The 15,704-nt window shown below is 54.3% G+C and carries 12 protein-coding genes; 9 read left to right on the plus strand and 3 right to left on the minus strand.

Translation table 11 applies throughout. The features are described 5' to 3' along the window. Nucleotides 1-48 precede the first annotated feature (48 nt). Nucleotides 49-468 (minus strand): hypothetical protein, encoded by a 420-nt coding sequence (locus BN3277_RS09735; RefSeq protein WP_059042124.1) that lies wholly within the window; start codon nt 466-468, stop codon nt 49-51. 201 nt (nt 469-669) lie between these two features. Between BN3277_RS09735 and BN3277_RS09740 the strand changes: the two genes are divergently transcribed. The 8 genes from BN3277_RS09740 (at nt 670) to BN3277_RS09775 (ending at nt 11,131) form a co-directional block, all read left to right on the plus strand. Then, on the plus strand, nt 670-1,329 hold the full coding sequence (locus BN3277_RS09740) for an MOSC domain-containing protein (protein WP_082691401.1): 660 nt from the start codon (nt 670-672) through the stop codon (nt 1,327-1,329). A 214-nt stretch (nt 1,330-1,543) separates the two neighbouring features. Continuing rightward, a complete protein-coding gene (locus BN3277_RS09745; RefSeq protein WP_232436378.1) occupies nt 1,544-4,972 on the plus strand; it encodes a copper amine oxidase N-terminal domain-containing protein in 3,429 nt (1,142 codons plus the stop codon). A 157-nt stretch (nt 4,973-5,129) separates the two neighbouring features. Beyond that, the gene (locus BN3277_RS09750) at nt 5,130-6,101 is read left to right on the plus strand and encodes a phosphotransferase (protein ID WP_059042126.1); all 972 of its coding nucleotides are present in this window, start codon (nt 5,130-5,132) and stop codon (nt 6,099-6,101) included. Nucleotides 6,102-6,373: 272 nt separating this feature from the next. After that, complete coding sequence (locus BN3277_RS09755) at nt 6,374-7,372, plus strand: glycosyltransferase (protein WP_059042128.1); 999 nt, start codon at nt 6,374-6,376, stop codon at nt 7,370-7,372. Continuing rightward, entirely contained in the window at nt 7,369-8,139 is a 771-nt protein-coding gene (locus BN3277_RS09760) for a GNAT family N-acetyltransferase (protein ID WP_059042129.1), read from the plus strand. Before BN3277_RS09755 ends, BN3277_RS09760 begins: the two co-directional genes overlap by 4 nt. Nucleotides 8,140-8,294: 155 nt before the next feature. Continuing rightward, nucleotides 8,295-8,768 carry an RDD family protein gene (locus BN3277_RS09765; protein ID WP_059042131.1) on the plus strand — a complete coding sequence of 158 codons (474 nt, stop codon included), beginning with the start codon at nt 8,295-8,297 and terminating at the stop codon, nt 8,766-8,768. 94 nt (nt 8,769-8,862) lie between these two features. Next, nucleotides 8,863-9,771 carry a polysaccharide deacetylase family protein gene (locus tag BN3277_RS09770; RefSeq protein ID WP_059042133.1) on the plus strand — a complete coding sequence of 303 codons (909 nt, stop codon included), beginning with the start codon at nt 8,863-8,865 and terminating at the stop codon, nt 9,769-9,771. Nucleotides 9,772-9,808: 37 nt separating this feature from the next. Then, nucleotides 9,809-11,131 (plus strand): MFS transporter, encoded by a 1,323-nt coding sequence (locus BN3277_RS09775; RefSeq protein WP_059042134.1) that lies wholly within the window; start codon nt 9,809-9,811, stop codon nt 11,129-11,131. Here the strand turns inward: BN3277_RS09775 and BN3277_RS09780 are convergent. Beyond that, on the minus strand, nt 11,128-12,855 hold the full coding sequence (locus BN3277_RS09780; RefSeq protein WP_059042137.1) for a putative bifunctional diguanylate cyclase/phosphodiesterase: 1,728 nt from the start codon (nt 12,853-12,855) through the stop codon (nt 11,128-11,130). The two genes, BN3277_RS09775 and BN3277_RS09780, sit on opposite strands and share 4 nt — an antisense overlap. A gap of 379 nt (nt 12,856-13,234) precedes the next feature. On the opposite strand from BN3277_RS09780, the gene BN3277_RS09785 reads away from it, so the two are divergent. Beyond that, a complete protein-coding gene (locus BN3277_RS09785) occupies nt 13,235-14,713 on the plus strand; it encodes a glutamate synthase subunit beta (protein WP_059042139.1) in 1,479 nt (492 codons plus the stop codon). On the opposite strand, the gene BN3277_RS25510 is transcribed toward BN3277_RS09785, so the two are convergent. Beyond that, nucleotides 14,703-15,686, minus strand: a complete 984-nt coding sequence (locus BN3277_RS25510; protein ID WP_059042140.1) for a helix-turn-helix transcriptional regulator — start codon at nt 15,684-15,686, stop codon at nt 14,703-14,705. The genes BN3277_RS09785 and BN3277_RS25510 overlap by 11 nt on opposite strands. Between the last annotated feature and the right edge of the window lie 18 nt (nt 15,687-15,704).

Consider the following 15,704-nt stretch of genomic DNA (forward strand, 5'->3'; position numbering starts at 1 on the left):
AGGTGCGGGGATCGGGTAGGGCCTTTTAATTTTGATCGAAACGTCAGGTCAACTGAGGATGGTGTATCGGGTTTGAGCGCTGTTGGAGACAAGCTCCGGCAGCTCTTGCAGCTGAAGCTCATAAGCTTCGCGAGTGAGGCTGCCTTCCTTCAGCCTTTGCTGTAGCTGCTCCTGGAGCTGAGCGATTTGCAACTGGATCACCCGATCTGCATCTTGGCCGTTAAGCTCAGCGATGTCAGTCAGAGACTGGCCTTCCAGCAAGGCATCGTAAACCTCTTGGTCGGAGGAGGCGCCCAGCAGTCCGTTCAGCTCGTCCTCCGGACGCTCCGCGTCATTGCTGAGGCTGGACTGCTTGGACGGATGAGCCGCATAGGCCAGAGTGGTCAAATAGCTGGAAAAGCTGGGGTTTATCGTAATAACGAGGGCCATCGTGCCGAGAATGACCACTTTTTTCAATTTAAATTTCATAGGGTTGGATTCCTCTCTATTCAAGGGATAGTTCAGGCAAAAATCAATGACTCTAGTAGTAATACGGATGGGGAGCCTAGGAAGTTTCAATCGAACCTCGCCACTGTCTTACCAAAAATAGGGTGGTATCAGAAGGGTTCCTTTCGTATAATGGAGTTCAACTAAGCGTAAGTTCGGAACAAAGGGGCGTGCAGGGACGAGATGGCAGAGCAAATGGCGATTCGGTCGCTTAACGTAAGCAAGCCGATCGAGGTGGAGCATCAAGGCAAGACGGTACGAACGGGGATTTTCAAAAAGCCCGTGACGGGTGCGCTACATCTGTCGACCGTGAATTTTGCCGGGGACGAGCAGGCGGATCTGCGATTTCACGGGGGGCCGGATAAGGCGGTCTGCGTGTATCCATTTGAGCGGTATGCGTATTGGGAGGCTAAGCTGGGAGTCACCTTGGACCTTGGAGCATTTGGGGAAAATCTCACGACCGAAGGCATGCTCGAGGAGGAGATTTGCATCGGCGACCGGTTTCGTTTGGGCGAAGCCGTCGTTCAAGTCAGCCAGCCACGACAGCCCTGTTATAAGCTGGGCGTCAAGCACGGCCTACCGGAGCTGCCGCTGGAAATCCAGCAAAACGGGTACACCGGGTATTACTTTCGAGTGCTTCGCGAGGGTGAGGTTCGCCCCGAGGATCGGTTGGAGCGGCTCGAAAAACACCCGGCAGGCGTTACATTGGCGTTTGCGAACCGCGTGATGCATCTGGAGAAGGAGGATGCCGAGGGCATCCGGCGTATTTTGGCCGTGGAGGAATTGTCGGATAGCTGGCGTGAGACGTTGACCGCCCGATTGACTCGGCTGACAGAGGAATAGGCTTCTAAACCGCTCCCTATGAGGAAGCGGTTTTTTTGTACCATCCGTCCTAGGCAGAGGGCCGCGGCCTGGGACTTGGGGGCCGTTTGGTTCAAGGTTAGGCATCCGGGGGTAAATTTTTTTTGCGACGGAAAACATAGAAACTTTTACCCGGGATGATACGTCAAATGGGAAGAGTTATTTTTCTTTAGCTCTGCTTATGAGCATGGGGAGGATGAGATTTTTGAAGAAACTATGGGCTTCGCTATTAGCCGCATTCCTAATCATACCAATCTTTCAACAAACGACGGCGCAAGCGGCTACGCCAATCAGCATCTACATTGACGGCAGCCGTTTGACCACGGATCAGGCGCCAGTCGTCATCAGTGGACGGGTTATGTTGCCGCTGCGGGCAATCTTCGAAGCGCTGGATGCAACGGTCAACTATAACCAGACGCTGCAAACCGTCACCGCCCAAAAAGACAGCACGACCATCGTGCTGAAGCTGAAATCGCGTTCGGCTACCATCAACAATGAGGCGGTATTGCTGGATGTGCCGGCACAAAGTATCAAAGGCAGAACAATGGTCCCTGTCCGCTTCGTCAGTGAGGCGCTAGGCCAGCAAGTAGGTTGGAACAATACCACCAAGATCGTCACAATTAGCTCCGGCACGGGCTCGGGCGGCACGGGGGGCGGAAGCTCGGATCCCAGCCCGGTAGCTTATGTTTCTGCCCGCGATGTGGGGAATAACGGAGACGGCCGGGATTTGGAGATTAGCTTCTCGAAATCCTCGAACGAATCGCGTGTTGAACAGTACCGCGTGATGCTCGTGAAAGCTACCAATGCTTCCGCCTTTAATCTGACGGCAGCACTAAAAGTCGGATCGGCCAATTACACCTCGTTATCGCCGTCGGGAACCGACCCGGTTGTGAACCTGTCGGCTAGTGCACGGGACGTCGACGGATCGGCCATTCGTGAGAATCAATCTTACGTGGCTTATGTGTTGGTAATAGGCAAAGGCAACAGCGCCAATTCGTTATCCAACCCGTCTCCATCCTTTACGTTGTCCAATGGAGCGGCGGTAGCAGCTCCGACAAATGTGAAGGTGAGCGATGTGAGCGATTATGGCGATGGCCGTGACTTGAACGTTACTTTCACACGGGCTTCAAACGAAAGCAACATCGCGAACTATCGGGTGTTCGTTGTGAAGACAAAGGACGCCGGAAGCTTTACGCTGAGTACGGCAAACAACGTACCAAGCTCTTATTCCACGGTCGTGTCCAAATCGGGTAGCGGTTCGACGCTGACGGGTCAACTGACCTCTACCACCCGGGATACGTCCGGTGATCTGATCAAAAACAGCGTGTCCTACACGGTTTTTGTGCAATCGGTTAGCAATAACTCGGGATATGCCAACAAATTGTCTACAGCATCATCCGCAATCACGCTTGCCACAGGTTCGGTGATTGCACCAGTCATTACGAAGGTGGAAGACTGGAACGACTACGGCGACGGCCGTGACCTTCGCGTTAGCTTCAACCGGATTTCGGACGAAACGCGGATCGGATCTTACCGCATTTTCGTCGTCAAAGCCAGCGACTATGCAAACTTTAGCTTGTCGAAAGCCAATGCGGTATCCCAAACCAACTATACGCAGGTGAATAAGACTGGATCGAATATCACGTCGTACGCTTTGTCGTCGAGCGCGCGGGATGTCAACGGAGCTACGATTCGCAACGATGTCAGCTACCGGGTGTTTGTCATGGCTGTTGGTACCGGGAATTATGCTGGGACGAATACGTTATCCGCTGCTTCGGGCGCCATTACACTGACACGAGGCAATATGGTGGACATAGTCTCGAACGTGACCGTTGAAGATGTGAACGATAATAATGACGGCCGCGACCTGCGGGTGAGCTTCACCCGGGCTTCGAACGAGACGTATATCAGCAGTTACCGGATCATGGTGGTCAAAACGTCGGATGCGGGCAACTTTACGTTAGCGAAAGCCAACAACGTTGGCAGCGCAAATTATACGACGGTGAACAAAAACGGCTATACCCTCTCTACGGTTCTGAGCTCCGGAGCAAGGGACGTGGATGGAGCCACCATCCGGAACGGAATAAGTTATCGGGTGTTTGTCCTCTCGGTAGCCGCCAATGGGTACAATCTGAGTAACGCATTGTCTTATTATTCCTCGCCGATTACGTTGTCGTACAATGCGGTGGGGACCGTTTCGAATTTGACCGCAGCTGACGTTAGCGATTACGGTGACGGCCGCGACCTGTATGTTTCGTTTAACCGTGCCGCCGATGAAACGAATATCAGCCATTACCGTGTGATGGTGGTGAAATCGGCGAACGCTGGCAGCTTTAATCTAACGAAAGCGAATGCGGTACCTAGTGACCGATACACGTATATCAGCAAAGGCAACTATACGTTAACCGGGGTCCTCGCTGCAGGAGCCAAAGATGTTGACGGCGCAGCCATCAAAAACGGCGTCAGCTACCGAGTCTTTGTTTTGTCGGCTGGCCACAGCGGCACCAATGCGCTTTCACTTGCTTCAAACGTCATTACGCTTTCGGGTAGTGCTGTTGGAGCAGCTTCGAATGTAACGGCCAACGATGTGAATGATTACGGCGATGGCCGCGATCTGCGGGTATCGTTTACCCGGGCTTCGAACGAAACGTACATCAGCCAATACCGGGTGTTTGTAGTCAAGGCATCGAAGTACAATAGCTTTGACTTGAACGCCGCCAATGCGTCTAACTTCTTCACGGCCCTCAATAAAAACGGGGCCACCTTAACCGTTGATCTTACCGGCGCGAAAGACACCGATGGGGAGTTTATCCGCAACGGCGTGGCGTATCGGGTTTACGTCTTGTCGGTTGCCGTCAGCGGTGGTGGATCGAACGCACTGTCGGTGGTTTCCAACGAGGTGACGTTGAATAACAGCGCTGCGCTCGAGAGATTAAAAGTTTCGGCTAATGTTACGGGAGGACGTTTCTCCTACAGCGATATCGTGGTAAGCTTCAACAAACAGCCAAATGAAAACCATGTGCAAGAGTACCGAATCATGGTTGTTCCAGCGGCCAATGTTAGCAGCTTTAGTCTTGAGTATGCCAATACGGTGACTTTGGACAGCAATTTTACGACCGTAACTCCAAACGGACAGAATATCCAGGTTCCGTTGAACCGGGCCAATACCGTCTACGGTACGCCGTTGGATTCGAACACGACCTACCATGTATTTGTGTTGACGGTGGCGACTCCCCAATCGGGCTTGCCAAACGTCTTGTCCGGTCCATCGGGTCAAGTGAAGTTAGAAGTGGACCCAAGCACCGTTCCTGTACCTGCAGCAAGCATTGTTAGTGCTACAGCAAACGGAACTAATATCGATGTAAACTTCAACAAAGCTAATGAAGATCAAAACATCGACAAATATCTTGTTATCGCCGTACCGAGTTCGGGTACTCCAGCGATTTCCGATACAGGAGTAACTGTAGCGAAACAAGGGCCATATTCGGTTTCTGTAAATTTGGATCACCAAGGAAATCCTCTTGATTTCCAAAGTAATACCTATAATATTTACGTTATTTCGCTTCCGGATAAGAGCAAATCGACGAACTTTAACATCACCGGGCCCACTCCGGTTGCACCGTAAGCTAGAAGCAAAATAAGAAATACCTGCGAAGAGCGGTACGCCCCAAGGCGCCGCTCTTTTTTCGCCTAATTCCCGCTGCACTTGGGGCACAAGATTGACAATCTTTTCAAAATTTATGTACCATTAAGGTCAACTAAGGGAGCGGAAAGGAAACGGAATGCGGAATTTGGATGAGGCAGTAAAGACGGATGGAACGCTGGACGATCAACGGATCTGGCGCCGGGAACCGATGTACCTGGGGATGAACGGGCGACGGGTGGAGCGGTTTTATACTGACCCCGAGCATAGCTATATCTTTAAACCGCTGACGAACGGCGAATCGGTGGACCGAGAGGCGTGGGTGAATCGGAACATGCTAACGCAGCTCCCCGAGATTTCGGTGCCTCAGCTGCTGGCAGCCTCGCCGGAGGGGAAAGGAACCGAGGGTTGGACAATCTTCGAGGACCTAGGAGCGCTGCGCCATGAGTACCGGCTAGAGTATGCGCAGGCCGCGGCTCGGCAGGTGGCCCGTTTGCACGCGGCCCCGGCGGAACATTGGCCGGGCCTGACAAGCCAGGGCCCCAAACCGGGCATTGAGGCGATCGCTGGCGATGTGCTGCGGCGGCGGGAAGAGGCACGGGCAATTCTTGATGGGCATGGCCTTCCGGTACAATGGCTCGACACAGAGAATGTTGACGCCGTAAGGGATGGACACGGCTTTCGCGTTAACCATCAGGTGCTGTCCCATGGCGATTTGCATCTGGGCAACTATGCCGTGACGGAGGCGGGGCGCGTGATTCTGCTCGATTGGGAGCATGCGCATCGAAACCTCCCTTATTGGGATCTGTACCATCTGATCGACATGTCGCATCCGCGGTTTCCTAAGAGGATGCCGGCGGAGGATCGGTTGAAGCTGCTCGACACCTATTTGGAGGAAGCAGACAAGCAAGGCACAGCCTGGACAAGGGATGAGCGGGTTCGGGAGTACGCTCGGTTTGCTGCGATCTTTTCCCTTTGGATGCTGCTGTTGATCGAGGGGGATTTGCAGCGGGGAGGTGGCGTTTGGACGATCGAGGGGCTGCTGCGGCAACGGGAAGAGACGGCGGACAGTTTAGCCGGATGTCTTGAACTGCTGGAGAACCAGGGGTAGCATATGAACACTACCGATCTGCTAACGGACTGTATTGACCTTATCGGTTCATTTTCCGAACATTTCCCGCAGTAACGGACCTGTAAGCCGCTATTTGGGCTATAAAGGGGTGTTTCTACCGGGTTTGCCTGCAATAAGGTCTCTCAAGTCCGTTAAAACCTCATAGTCCCAGATTCGTAGCCATTAACGTCTCTCAGGTCCGTTAGCGGTTGACGAAGCAAGACATGACGTGGCAAGCCACACATTACTATATGAACTAGAGGCGGGATTAAATGAAGAAAGTCGGTTTAGTCATGCGAAAAATCCAGTTTGCGGAAGCCCAGGGCCCCCGCGTTTTTGCGGAGCGGCTGCGCGCCGTCGGCCGGGAGCTTGGTGTAGATGTCGTCTTTATCTCCCCGGAGCGTCATGTCAGCGGACATGATTGGCTTCCCGGCTACGAGCACGAGAAAGGTGATCTGGTCAATTACGATATCGTGCTGGACCAAATTTATGCCCAGGACATCGAGCATGTCCTTTATACCGTATCCGGGTTTACTTTTCTAAAAATGTTTCTCCCCAAGAGTGTCCTATTCCCGCATAGCTTCCCGGACCCGGCGCTCACGGGATACGAAATGATGAAGCCGTTTTACGGAATTGTGGACAAAGCGATCGTACAGACGGAGTTTTTGCGGAAGCAAATGAACGACGTGTTCGGGGTGACGGACGTGGACGTGATTCCGATCGGATTTAATGAAACGCTGGCGGAGCGGCATTTTGACCCGGCGGCGATCGTGGATAACCGGGTATTGTGGATCGGACGGGACGAGGAGAACCGGCGGCCGGATCTGGTGCTGGAGTATGCGCGGCAAAATCCGGACAAGGATGTCATCATGGTGTTCGGCGGGGAACGTTACAAGGAAAGCATGAAAAAATACGACATCCCCGGAAACGTCACCTTGCGGTTCGCATTAAGCCAGGACGAGGTGTTTGCCCTGATGAACTCGGCCAAGGTGTATTGGAGCTGCTCTCGGTTCGATACCTTCGCCATGCCGCTGACCGAAGCGTTGGCGATGGGTAAAATCGTCGTCAAGCCGGAGCATCCCTGCTATGGTCACATCAGCTCCCGCCACGCCTTTGCCGGCAATGAGAACAACTGGTTTGAACTCGTTAATATGGCTGCGGCCTTACCGCTGAAGTTTTCCCCCGGTAATCGGGAATACGCCTTCGAGAAATTTTCGGCGACGGTGATGAAGCAAGGGTATGAACGCTTCTTCGGGGAGTGGTTGAAATGAACGGGCTAACCGTGGGCTCGAAGTTGGCCGGCACCATTGAGCAACTGGCAGCGAGTGGCTGGCCGCCGCGTGAACTTGAATCGCTTGGCGCGTGGAAGCTGCGGGCGAACAGGGGAGTCACAACTCGAGCGAACAGCGTGCTCGCAGCCGGGCCGTTTCCAGAGGGGGATTGGCTCGTTGAAGTAGAGCGGTTTTACCGGGAGCGGGGTCTGCCGCCGTGCTTTCACGTTAGTGAATCCTCCCCCAAAGAGCTGGACGGGCGGCTGGCCGCCGCGGGGTACGAAGTGTCGATGAATTGCCTGCTGTTAGCGGCCGACCTCCAGGTAGTGCTTCAGCAATCCGCTGCCTACAGAATCGGCGAAGCTGCAGTCAACTGGACCACGCAGCCGGAGGAGCCTTGGATGGAAGAATTCCTGCGGATGGAGGGATTTCCGAAAGAACGGCGGGCGGGATATTTGGCGATTTTTACCGCAATGCCGGAACCCAAGACGTTTGCCGTCATAGCGGAGGCAGGGGAGCCGATGGGGGTAGCCACAGGGGTGATCGAGAGGGGCTGGGCCGGCATCAGCAACGTGGTTGTCGACCCGCGCCACCGACGCAAGGGCGTGGCGGGTCGGTTGTTGCACGCGCTGGCATCATGGGCGGCCGCGCACGGGGCGGAAGGCATGTATCTGCAAGTGTTGGCGAATAATACGCCGGCGCTGGAGCTATACGGCAAGCTGGGGTTTCAGGCCGTTTCGGCCTATCATTACAGAGTTCGCAAGTAACAGGTAACAGGGAGGCGGCCCGATTGGGCCGCCTTTTTTGCGTAGGAAGGAATTTCCTTGGGCTAGCGCGAAAATTACATTCTAGGGAATTAGTGGCTGGGTTTCTTACATAAACATGGAGTAGATCCATCGATCGAAGAAAGGATTTGGAGTACATGGCACAAACGTTGCTGTATCAATACGGGCCGAATTATCAGGAGCCGCCTAGGCCGGAACGGGATGAACGGAGGGAAATGATCTACCGGGATCCTACCCCGGTATATGTCGGTTTCTGGAGAAGGGTACTCGCTTGTTTTATCGATGCACTTCTTTTGACGGTGGTCGATTGGGTCCTTCCCCTCCCCGATTTTTCGCAAAGGCTGCTCGATCTGCTGTACTTCGTGATTCTTCCGGCCACGGCTTGGCAAGGCACGGTCGGGAAGCTGGCAGTGGGGGCCAAGATCGTGGATGCGAATGGGGATCGAATCTCCGTGTTACGGTCGCTTTGCAGATATTTTGCCCAAATTTTATCCGCATTGGTCTTATTCATCGGGTACATCATGATCGCCTTTAGCGCGGAGAAACGCGGCCTGCATGACTGGATCTGCGATACGTTTGTCATTAATCGGAACTCGGAGCTATACCCATAAACCGAAGAAACGGCTTTGGTTTGAACTCACGAGTTATGTAAGCGTTTTAATCAAAAGAATCTTTAACCATGAGCGGAAACGGAGGAGATGACGGATGACACTGGCAGAGCGATTGGGGTATGAAAAGGACGCGAAATTGTTGATCGTCAATGCGGATGATTTCGGGATGTGTCATGCGGAAAATGCGGCGATTATCCAGCTGCTTCAGGAAGGGGCAGTGTCGTCGGCTACAGTGATGGTCCCTTGTGGCTGGGCCAAGGAGGCTGCGGCCTGGAGCGTTGCCAATCCCGAATATGACGTCGGGGTCCATTTGACGTTTACCAGCGAATGGAGCGGATATAAATGGGGGCCGGTCACCCGGGATGGAGACGTGCGGACGTTGGTCACGGAAGAGGGTTATTTTCCCGGGGACGTAACCCGCTTCGAATTGCAGGCCAGCCGGCCGCAGGTGCGCCTGGAAATGATCAATCAGGTGGAGACAGCGCTGGCGTTAGGTCTTGCGCCTACGCACCTTGACAACCACATGGGCAGCTTGTACGGCTTGTCCACCGGCAACCATTTCCTCGACGTAACATTTGAAATTTGTGCGGACTATGGCTTGCCGTTTCGCTTGCCGCGTTCGTTGCCTCAGATAGGCAAATTGCCGCCGGAGGCGGCTACTCTAGTCCGACAGGTCACCGAACTGGCTGACCGGATGGGCGTCATTCTCCTCGATGATCTCATCGGGCTGCCTTTTGGCAAGCAGCCGGGCGAAACGTACGAAAGCTACAAGCGGGAGATGATTGACGTCCTCCGGGCGCTGCGTCCCGGCGTTTCCGAAATGATCATCCACCCTGCGCTCGCGACGGAAGAGCTGAAAGCGATCCATCCGGAGTGGGAAAAAAGGCATTGGGATTATCAGCTCTTCCGCGATCCGGAGATTAAGGCGGTCCTGGCGGCGGAAGGCATCGAGATGATCCGCTGGAAGGACCTGCAGCAGTTGCAGCAGCAACAACGGTCTTAACGAGTCGAACGGCTTTCAAATGAAGGGGGCAAGGCGGATGAGGCGAACCGTAAATCCGGGAACCCGATCGGAGCTTCAAAAGGTGGCTTACAGTTCAGGCAATTTGGCGGTCAATTTGATGTCGCAGGCTTTTGCTACCTATCTTGTCTACTATTACGTTGACATCCTGGGGGTCCGGCCGGCCTGGATCAGCTTGGCGATGGTTTTTCACGGCGTGTTGAATGCCGTGTTGAACCCGCTGTTTGGCCATCTGTCCGATCGGACCCGGTCACGGTTCGGCAGACGGCTCCCCTATATCGGGTTTGGCCTGGTCCCGTTGGCCGCGGCGTTTGCTCTGTTGTGGATACCGCCGGCGTCCGGGGACGGGGCTTTTCTCTATTTTATCGGAACCGTGATGCTGTACGATGGGTTGTTCGTGTTAGTGGTGCTGAACTACTCCGCTTTATTCCCGGAGATGTTCCAAAGCATGAAGGACCGCGCGTACGTATCGTCCTGGCGGCAGATGTTGGGGATCGTGGGCATGATCGTTGGCGTAGCTATTCCGCCGCTGCTCTATGCGCAAATCGGTTGGGGGGCGATGGGGGGGATCTTTGCGGCGTTATCAGCCCTATTCCTAGCCTTCTCCCTCTGGGGAAGCTGGGAAAATCCCAACGTCCCCCGAACGACATTTCGTCTGACCGCAGCGGTTGGGCATACGTTAGGGAACCGAGCGTTTGTATTCTACGTCACCGGCAGCTTCCTGGTGCAATTTACGTTTGCGCTGCTGCCGGCGGGGATTCCCTTTTATACCAAATATGTGTTGGGTCGTGAGGAGAGCTTTAACACCTTGCTGTTAGGGGCGATCTTTCTGTCTGCGATTCCATGCGTTTTCCTATGGGGGCGAATGACGGCCAAGTATGGAGCCCGGCGTGGGGTACTAACGGCCGTTGTTTGTTATGCGGCGGCTTTGCTGCCGTTCGGCTGGATCACGCAGGAGGGAAGTGCGATCGCCACCGCCGCTGCCGTAGGCGTCGGGCTAGCCGGATTGCTGGTGTTGCTCGACGTCATGTTGTCCGAGGTGATCGACGAGGACGAGCGGCGTACCGGCGCACGCCGGGAAGGCATGTACTTCGGTATGAACGGATTTATCGTCCGATGGGGGGTATCGCTGCAAGCCGCCTGTATGGGCCTGATTCTGGAGGTGAGCGGGTATGACGCCGGCCTAAACGAACAGCCGGCATCGGCCGCAATCGGCATCCGATGGATGCTTAGCGGGATACCGGCTGCGGCGCTGCTGCTGGCGTTGCTGTTTTTTTACTTCTACCCTTTGGGCAATAAGAGGTCTCCTTCGTCGGATCACGATTTTCGCAGCGGGGATTAACTCGATTTCAGCAACCCCACGATCGCTTCCGCGTTCAGCGGACGACTGTAATAGTATCCTTGAATTTGATCGCAGCCGTTTTGCTGCAGGAATTCGAATTGAGCTTTCGTTTCGACGCCTTCGGCCAACACGGTCATCCCCAGCGATTTCCCTAACTGGATGATGGAACGCAGCAGCGAGTTGTCGCGTTCGGAGCACGGCGTTTCCTGCACAAAGGTGCGGTCGATCTTCAGTACCTGAACCGGGAGGGATTTCAAGTAATGAATGGAAGAATACCCCGTCCCGAAATCGTCCACGGACAGCGAGATGCCGCGTTCCTGTAAGGCAGTTAAGGTATCCTTGATCAGCACATGATCGTTCAGCAGCGATTCGGTCACTTCCAGCTCCAGGTATTGCGGAGCGAGGCCCGTTTCGGCCAGCACCTGTTCAACCGTGCGCAAGAAGTGCGGATGCTTAAACTGCACGGCCGAGACGTTAACGGACATCGGCAGCTTCGGAAAACCGGCATCCTGCCACCGCTTGTTCATTCTGCAAGCTTCCAGCAGGACCCATTTTCCCAACTCCACGATAAACCCGTTATCTTCGGCGATGGGGATAAAAGAGACCGGCGGGATGTATCCCTGCACCGGGTCGTTCCAGCGAATCAAGGCTTCAAAGCCGGTTAGCTGCTCGGTGGAGGCATCGATTTTAGGCTGGAAGTGCAGCTCGAACTGCCCGGTGGCCAGCGCTCGAATCATCTTCTTCTCTAAGGTCAATTGGGCCATCAGTCGGTCCATCAAATAATAATCAAAGTAATGCGGGCCTTCCAACGCTTCCTTCTTCGCTTCCTTCATCGCCATTTCGGCGTGCTGCAGCAGTTGGTTCACGTCGGAGCCGTCGTCAGGATAGAGGCTGATCCCCATCCCGAAGCTGACATGGAACGTTTCGCCGGAAAGCGTATAAGGCTCTTGTAATGCGGTATTCAAATCAAGAGCGAGCGTATGTATAAACAAAGGGTCGGACACGTTCGACACCAGCACGAAAAATTCATCTGCAAAGTTGCGACACATCGAGGTTCCATCTGGGAATGCACGGCGCAGCCTGTCCGCGACTTGTCGAAGCAGTTTATTGCCGTCGCTCTCGCCATAGCTCTCGTTGATATGCCGAAACCGGTTCAAGTTGATGCAGATGACGGCGGCCGTTGTATTCTCAGCTTGGGCCGATCGAAGCTCAGCATGCATCAATTCCTTGAAACGATTGGAATTCAGCAGATGGGTGACCGGATCGAAATGGGATAACAGGCGGAGACGTTCTGTTGAGGCCTGCTGCAGCTCTACTTCCCGGGTCACGTCAAACTGAAGCCCGATAAAATAGAGGGGATGGCCCGCAGAATCCATGATCGGGCTGATCACAAATTGGTTCCAGTAGGTACTGCCGTCCTTCCGGTAATTCTTAATCGTTACCGTAGCGGAGCCGTTCTCCTTCACCGCTTTCCGAATAACGTCAAGGTGTTCCTTGTTCGTCTCTTCTCCCTGAAGAAACCGGCAATTCCGATTTAAGACTTCCTCGCGTCTATATCCGGTAAGAAGCTCAAACCCTTGGTTGACGTAAACCAGAGGATTGTCCTCCAGATTGGGGTCCGTAATAGCGAGTCCGACGCCCATCATATCGATGGCGCGCAGCAGGGCTGAGGCAGTGAGCATGGATTCGGGTCGGAATAAGGCGCTTGTCTGGTCGTCTTCCACAATATAAAGCCTCCTCGAAATGAACCGCTTGAGATGTAGTTAACCGACGATGTCCGTCATACGGGAGCGTCCGATCATAGCCAAAGTCAAAGCTTATAATCCCATCATACATGCGGCATGGTGCCGATGGCAATCGGTTTTTCTGAATAAAAAGACAAAAGTCGCATGCCCTTCTACCTAGGGTTGTAATTTTTTTCACGAAAGTGATCTTCCTCATTCTTAACGGTCTGTTCCCGGTGATAACATAACTTTATTTAAAGCACAACCGGGAAGGCGCAACCAGATATTTTACTGCTTTATAGCAATAACGCGAGATAGCGTTGAAAATTTCAGTTCGATTTATGGGAAAGCAAGCGACATTAAGATCAGGAGGTTGAAGATGGGGAAAACTACCGGTTTTTTGGAGTATCGTCGGGAGGTGCCGGGTGAAATTCGACCGCAGGAGCGGATCGACACTTGGGAGGAGTTCACTGTGCCGCTGGCGGAGGAGAAGCTAAGAACGCAGGGGGCGCGATGCATGGACTGCGGAACCCCGTTCTGTCATGCAGGACGGCTGCTGTCGGGTATGGCCTCCGGTTGTCCGTTGCACAATTTAATTCCGGAATGGAACGACCTCGTCTACCGCGGCAGTTGGAAAGAAGCGCTGAAGCGCCTGCACAAGACGAGCAACTTCCCCGAGTTTACCAGCCGGGTATGCCCGGCGCCGTGCGAAGGGGCCTGCACCGTTGGTAAGAGCGGTCAGCCCGTGACGATCAAGAGCATTGAAAGGGCCATTATCGACCGCGGATTTGCGGAAGGCTGGATACAACCTCGAGTTCCTGCCGCATCCACCGGCAAGAAGGTGGCGATCGTGGGTTCCGGTCCCGCAGGGCTGGCTTGTGCCGATCAGCTGAACAAAGCCGGGCATGCCGTGACCGTATACGAACGGGCGGATCGGATTGGCGGGTTGTTGATGTACGGCATTCCAAACATGAAGCTGGATAAGCAAATCGTTCAGCGCCGCGTCGATTTGCTGGCCGCCGAGGGCATCCGCTTCATCCCTGGGGTAGAGATCGGCAAGGACCTTTCGGCCGACCGGCTTCGCGCGGAGTTTGACGCCGTAGTGCTGTGCTGCGGAGCGACCCAAGCAAGGGAGCTGCACATCGAGGGCCGTGAGTTGGGCGGCGTTCATCAAGCGATGGAGTTCTTGTCCCAGAATACCCGAAGTCTGCTGGATTCGGGGCATCAAGACGGTCGCTTCCTCTCGGCCAAGGATAAGCATGTTGTGGTCATCGGCGGCGGCGATACGGGGACCGACTGCGTTGCTACAGCCATCCGCCAAGGCTGCAGGAGCGTGACCCAACTCGAAATCATGCCGCAGCTTCCGCAGTCTCGCCGACCGGATAATCCGTGGCCGGAGTGGCCGAAGGTGCAGAAGATCGATTATGGCCAGGCGGAAGCGGCCGAGTTGTTCGGACAGGATCCCCGCCGTTTTGAGACCTCATCGAAATCGCTGTTGGGGAATGAACAAGGCCAAGTGACCGGAGTTCAAACGGTTCGCGTGGAGTGGAAAGAGATCGACGGTCGCCGAGTGCCGGTGGAGACGCCGGGAAGCGAGCAGGTCCTTCCTGCAGATCTGGTGCTGCTGGCATTGGGGTTCGTCGGACCGGAGCTTGCTTTGTCCGAGCAGCTTGGCTTGGATCAGGATGAACGCACGAACGTCAAGGCAAAACTCGGCGATTTCCGAACGAATGTAGAGGGGATTTTCGCCGCCGGTGATATGCGGAGAGGTCAAAGCCTTGTGGTTTGGGCGATGCATGAGGGCCGGCTGGCTGCCCGCGAGGTCGACCGGTATTTGATGGGTAGAGTTAATCCATAAGCAGCTTGAGCAGCTGTGTCCGGTTGCTGGCACCAACCTTTTGAAAAATGGACCGCATATGCTTCTTAATGGTGACTTCGCTTAGGAAAAGGCGGGAGGCGATGTCGCGGTTGGTCAACCCTTCGGCGGCCAGGGCGGCAACCTCCTTCTCTCGATGGGTTAAATCTGTACGGGCATAAATTGCAGCCTCCGGTTTGCTCTTTGGCATATGCTCCGGCGATAAACCGAAGGAGATCGCATTATGGCGTCCTTGAAGGCTATCTTCGTGCAAGCTGGGGATGGTCAACTCGCCATCTTGCCCGCTAAGCAAAGAGACCAGCCTAAGGGGCAAACCGTCGGTCTGCTTCCAAATGCGATAGATCTGCTCCGGCTCAACGATCCCGTTACCCCGCAGATAGGCGACAACGCTATGAAAGTCCAGGTTCGTGAGCGGCATCCGGTAGATCAAGCCTTTCCAAAGCGGGCATCCCATCCATTTGCCAGACAGCGGATTACGGCCGGAAATGATGCTAAGGCAGCGGTCCTTAATTTGCGGCATAAAAAAATCTCGCAGCCAATCCTCCATCGGTTCGAACAGTTCATACGTATCGATAAAAAAGAACGCTGGCCCAAGCTTAGCTTGTTTATTGATGGCCTCAATGGCGGCTCTGATGATAAAGTCGGGATCGGATAAGGAGGGAAGGGAGTCAAATAAGCCAAGCTGGCACAGGATTTGCCGGCTGAATTCTTCGGGTGTGGTTCTGCACCTCGCGGCGTCTAGCTCGATTACGGTAGCCCCTTGCTTGACAGCGAGCTTTTGAAACTCCTCGGCTAATGCGCTTTTTCCAACGCCGGCTGAGCCGTAAATGTTGATGATTCGTTCCATGCTATCATAGTGCTTTAGATATAAAGAAAAGATCTCCATCTCCCACTCACGACCTAAGAATTGGGTACTTCGTTCCGTGTCCGGAAACTCGTGTGATGTTGAATTCATGGTTTTCCACCTCCTCTC

This window comes from Paenibacillus rubinfantis, from assembly GCF_001486505.1.
Classification (GTDB): Bacteria; Bacillota; Bacilli; order Paenibacillales; family Paenibacillaceae; genus Fontibacillus; species Fontibacillus rubinfantis.

What these genes read in the sequence shown, in the direction of transcription:
- BN3277_RS09735 (WP_059042124.1), bottom strand. Translation starts at nt 468, where the DNA reads ATGAAATTTAAATTGAAAAAAGTGGTCATTCTCGGCACGATGGCCCTC.
- BN3277_RS09740 (WP_082691401.1), top strand. Translation starts at nt 670, where the DNA reads ATGGCAGAGCAAATGGCGATTCGGTCGCTTAACGTAAGCAAGCCGATC.
- BN3277_RS09745 (WP_232436378.1), top strand. Translation starts at nt 1,544, where the DNA reads ATGAGATTTTTGAAGAAACTATGGGCTTCGCTATTAGCCGCATTCCTA.
- BN3277_RS09750 (WP_059042126.1), top strand. Translation starts at nt 5,130, where the DNA reads ATGCGGAATTTGGATGAGGCAGTAAAGACGGATGGAACGCTGGACGAT.
- BN3277_RS09755 (WP_059042128.1), top strand. Translation starts at nt 6,374, where the DNA reads ATGAAGAAAGTCGGTTTAGTCATGCGAAAAATCCAGTTTGCGGAAGCC.
- BN3277_RS09760 (WP_059042129.1), top strand. Translation starts at nt 7,369, where the DNA reads ATGAACGGGCTAACCGTGGGCTCGAAGTTGGCCGGCACCATTGAGCAA.
- BN3277_RS09765 (WP_059042131.1), top strand. Translation starts at nt 8,295, where the DNA reads ATGGCACAAACGTTGCTGTATCAATACGGGCCGAATTATCAGGAGCCG.
- BN3277_RS09770 (WP_059042133.1), top strand. Translation starts at nt 8,863, where the DNA reads ATGACACTGGCAGAGCGATTGGGGTATGAAAAGGACGCGAAATTGTTG.
- BN3277_RS09775 (WP_059042134.1), top strand. Translation starts at nt 9,809, where the DNA reads ATGAGGCGAACCGTAAATCCGGGAACCCGATCGGAGCTTCAAAAGGTG.
- BN3277_RS09785 (WP_059042139.1), top strand. Translation starts at nt 13,235, where the DNA reads ATGGGGAAAACTACCGGTTTTTTGGAGTATCGTCGGGAGGTGCCGGGT.
- BN3277_RS25510 (WP_059042140.1), bottom strand. Translation starts at nt 15,686, where the DNA reads ATGAATTCAACATCACACGAGTTTCCGGACACGGAACGAAGTACCCAA.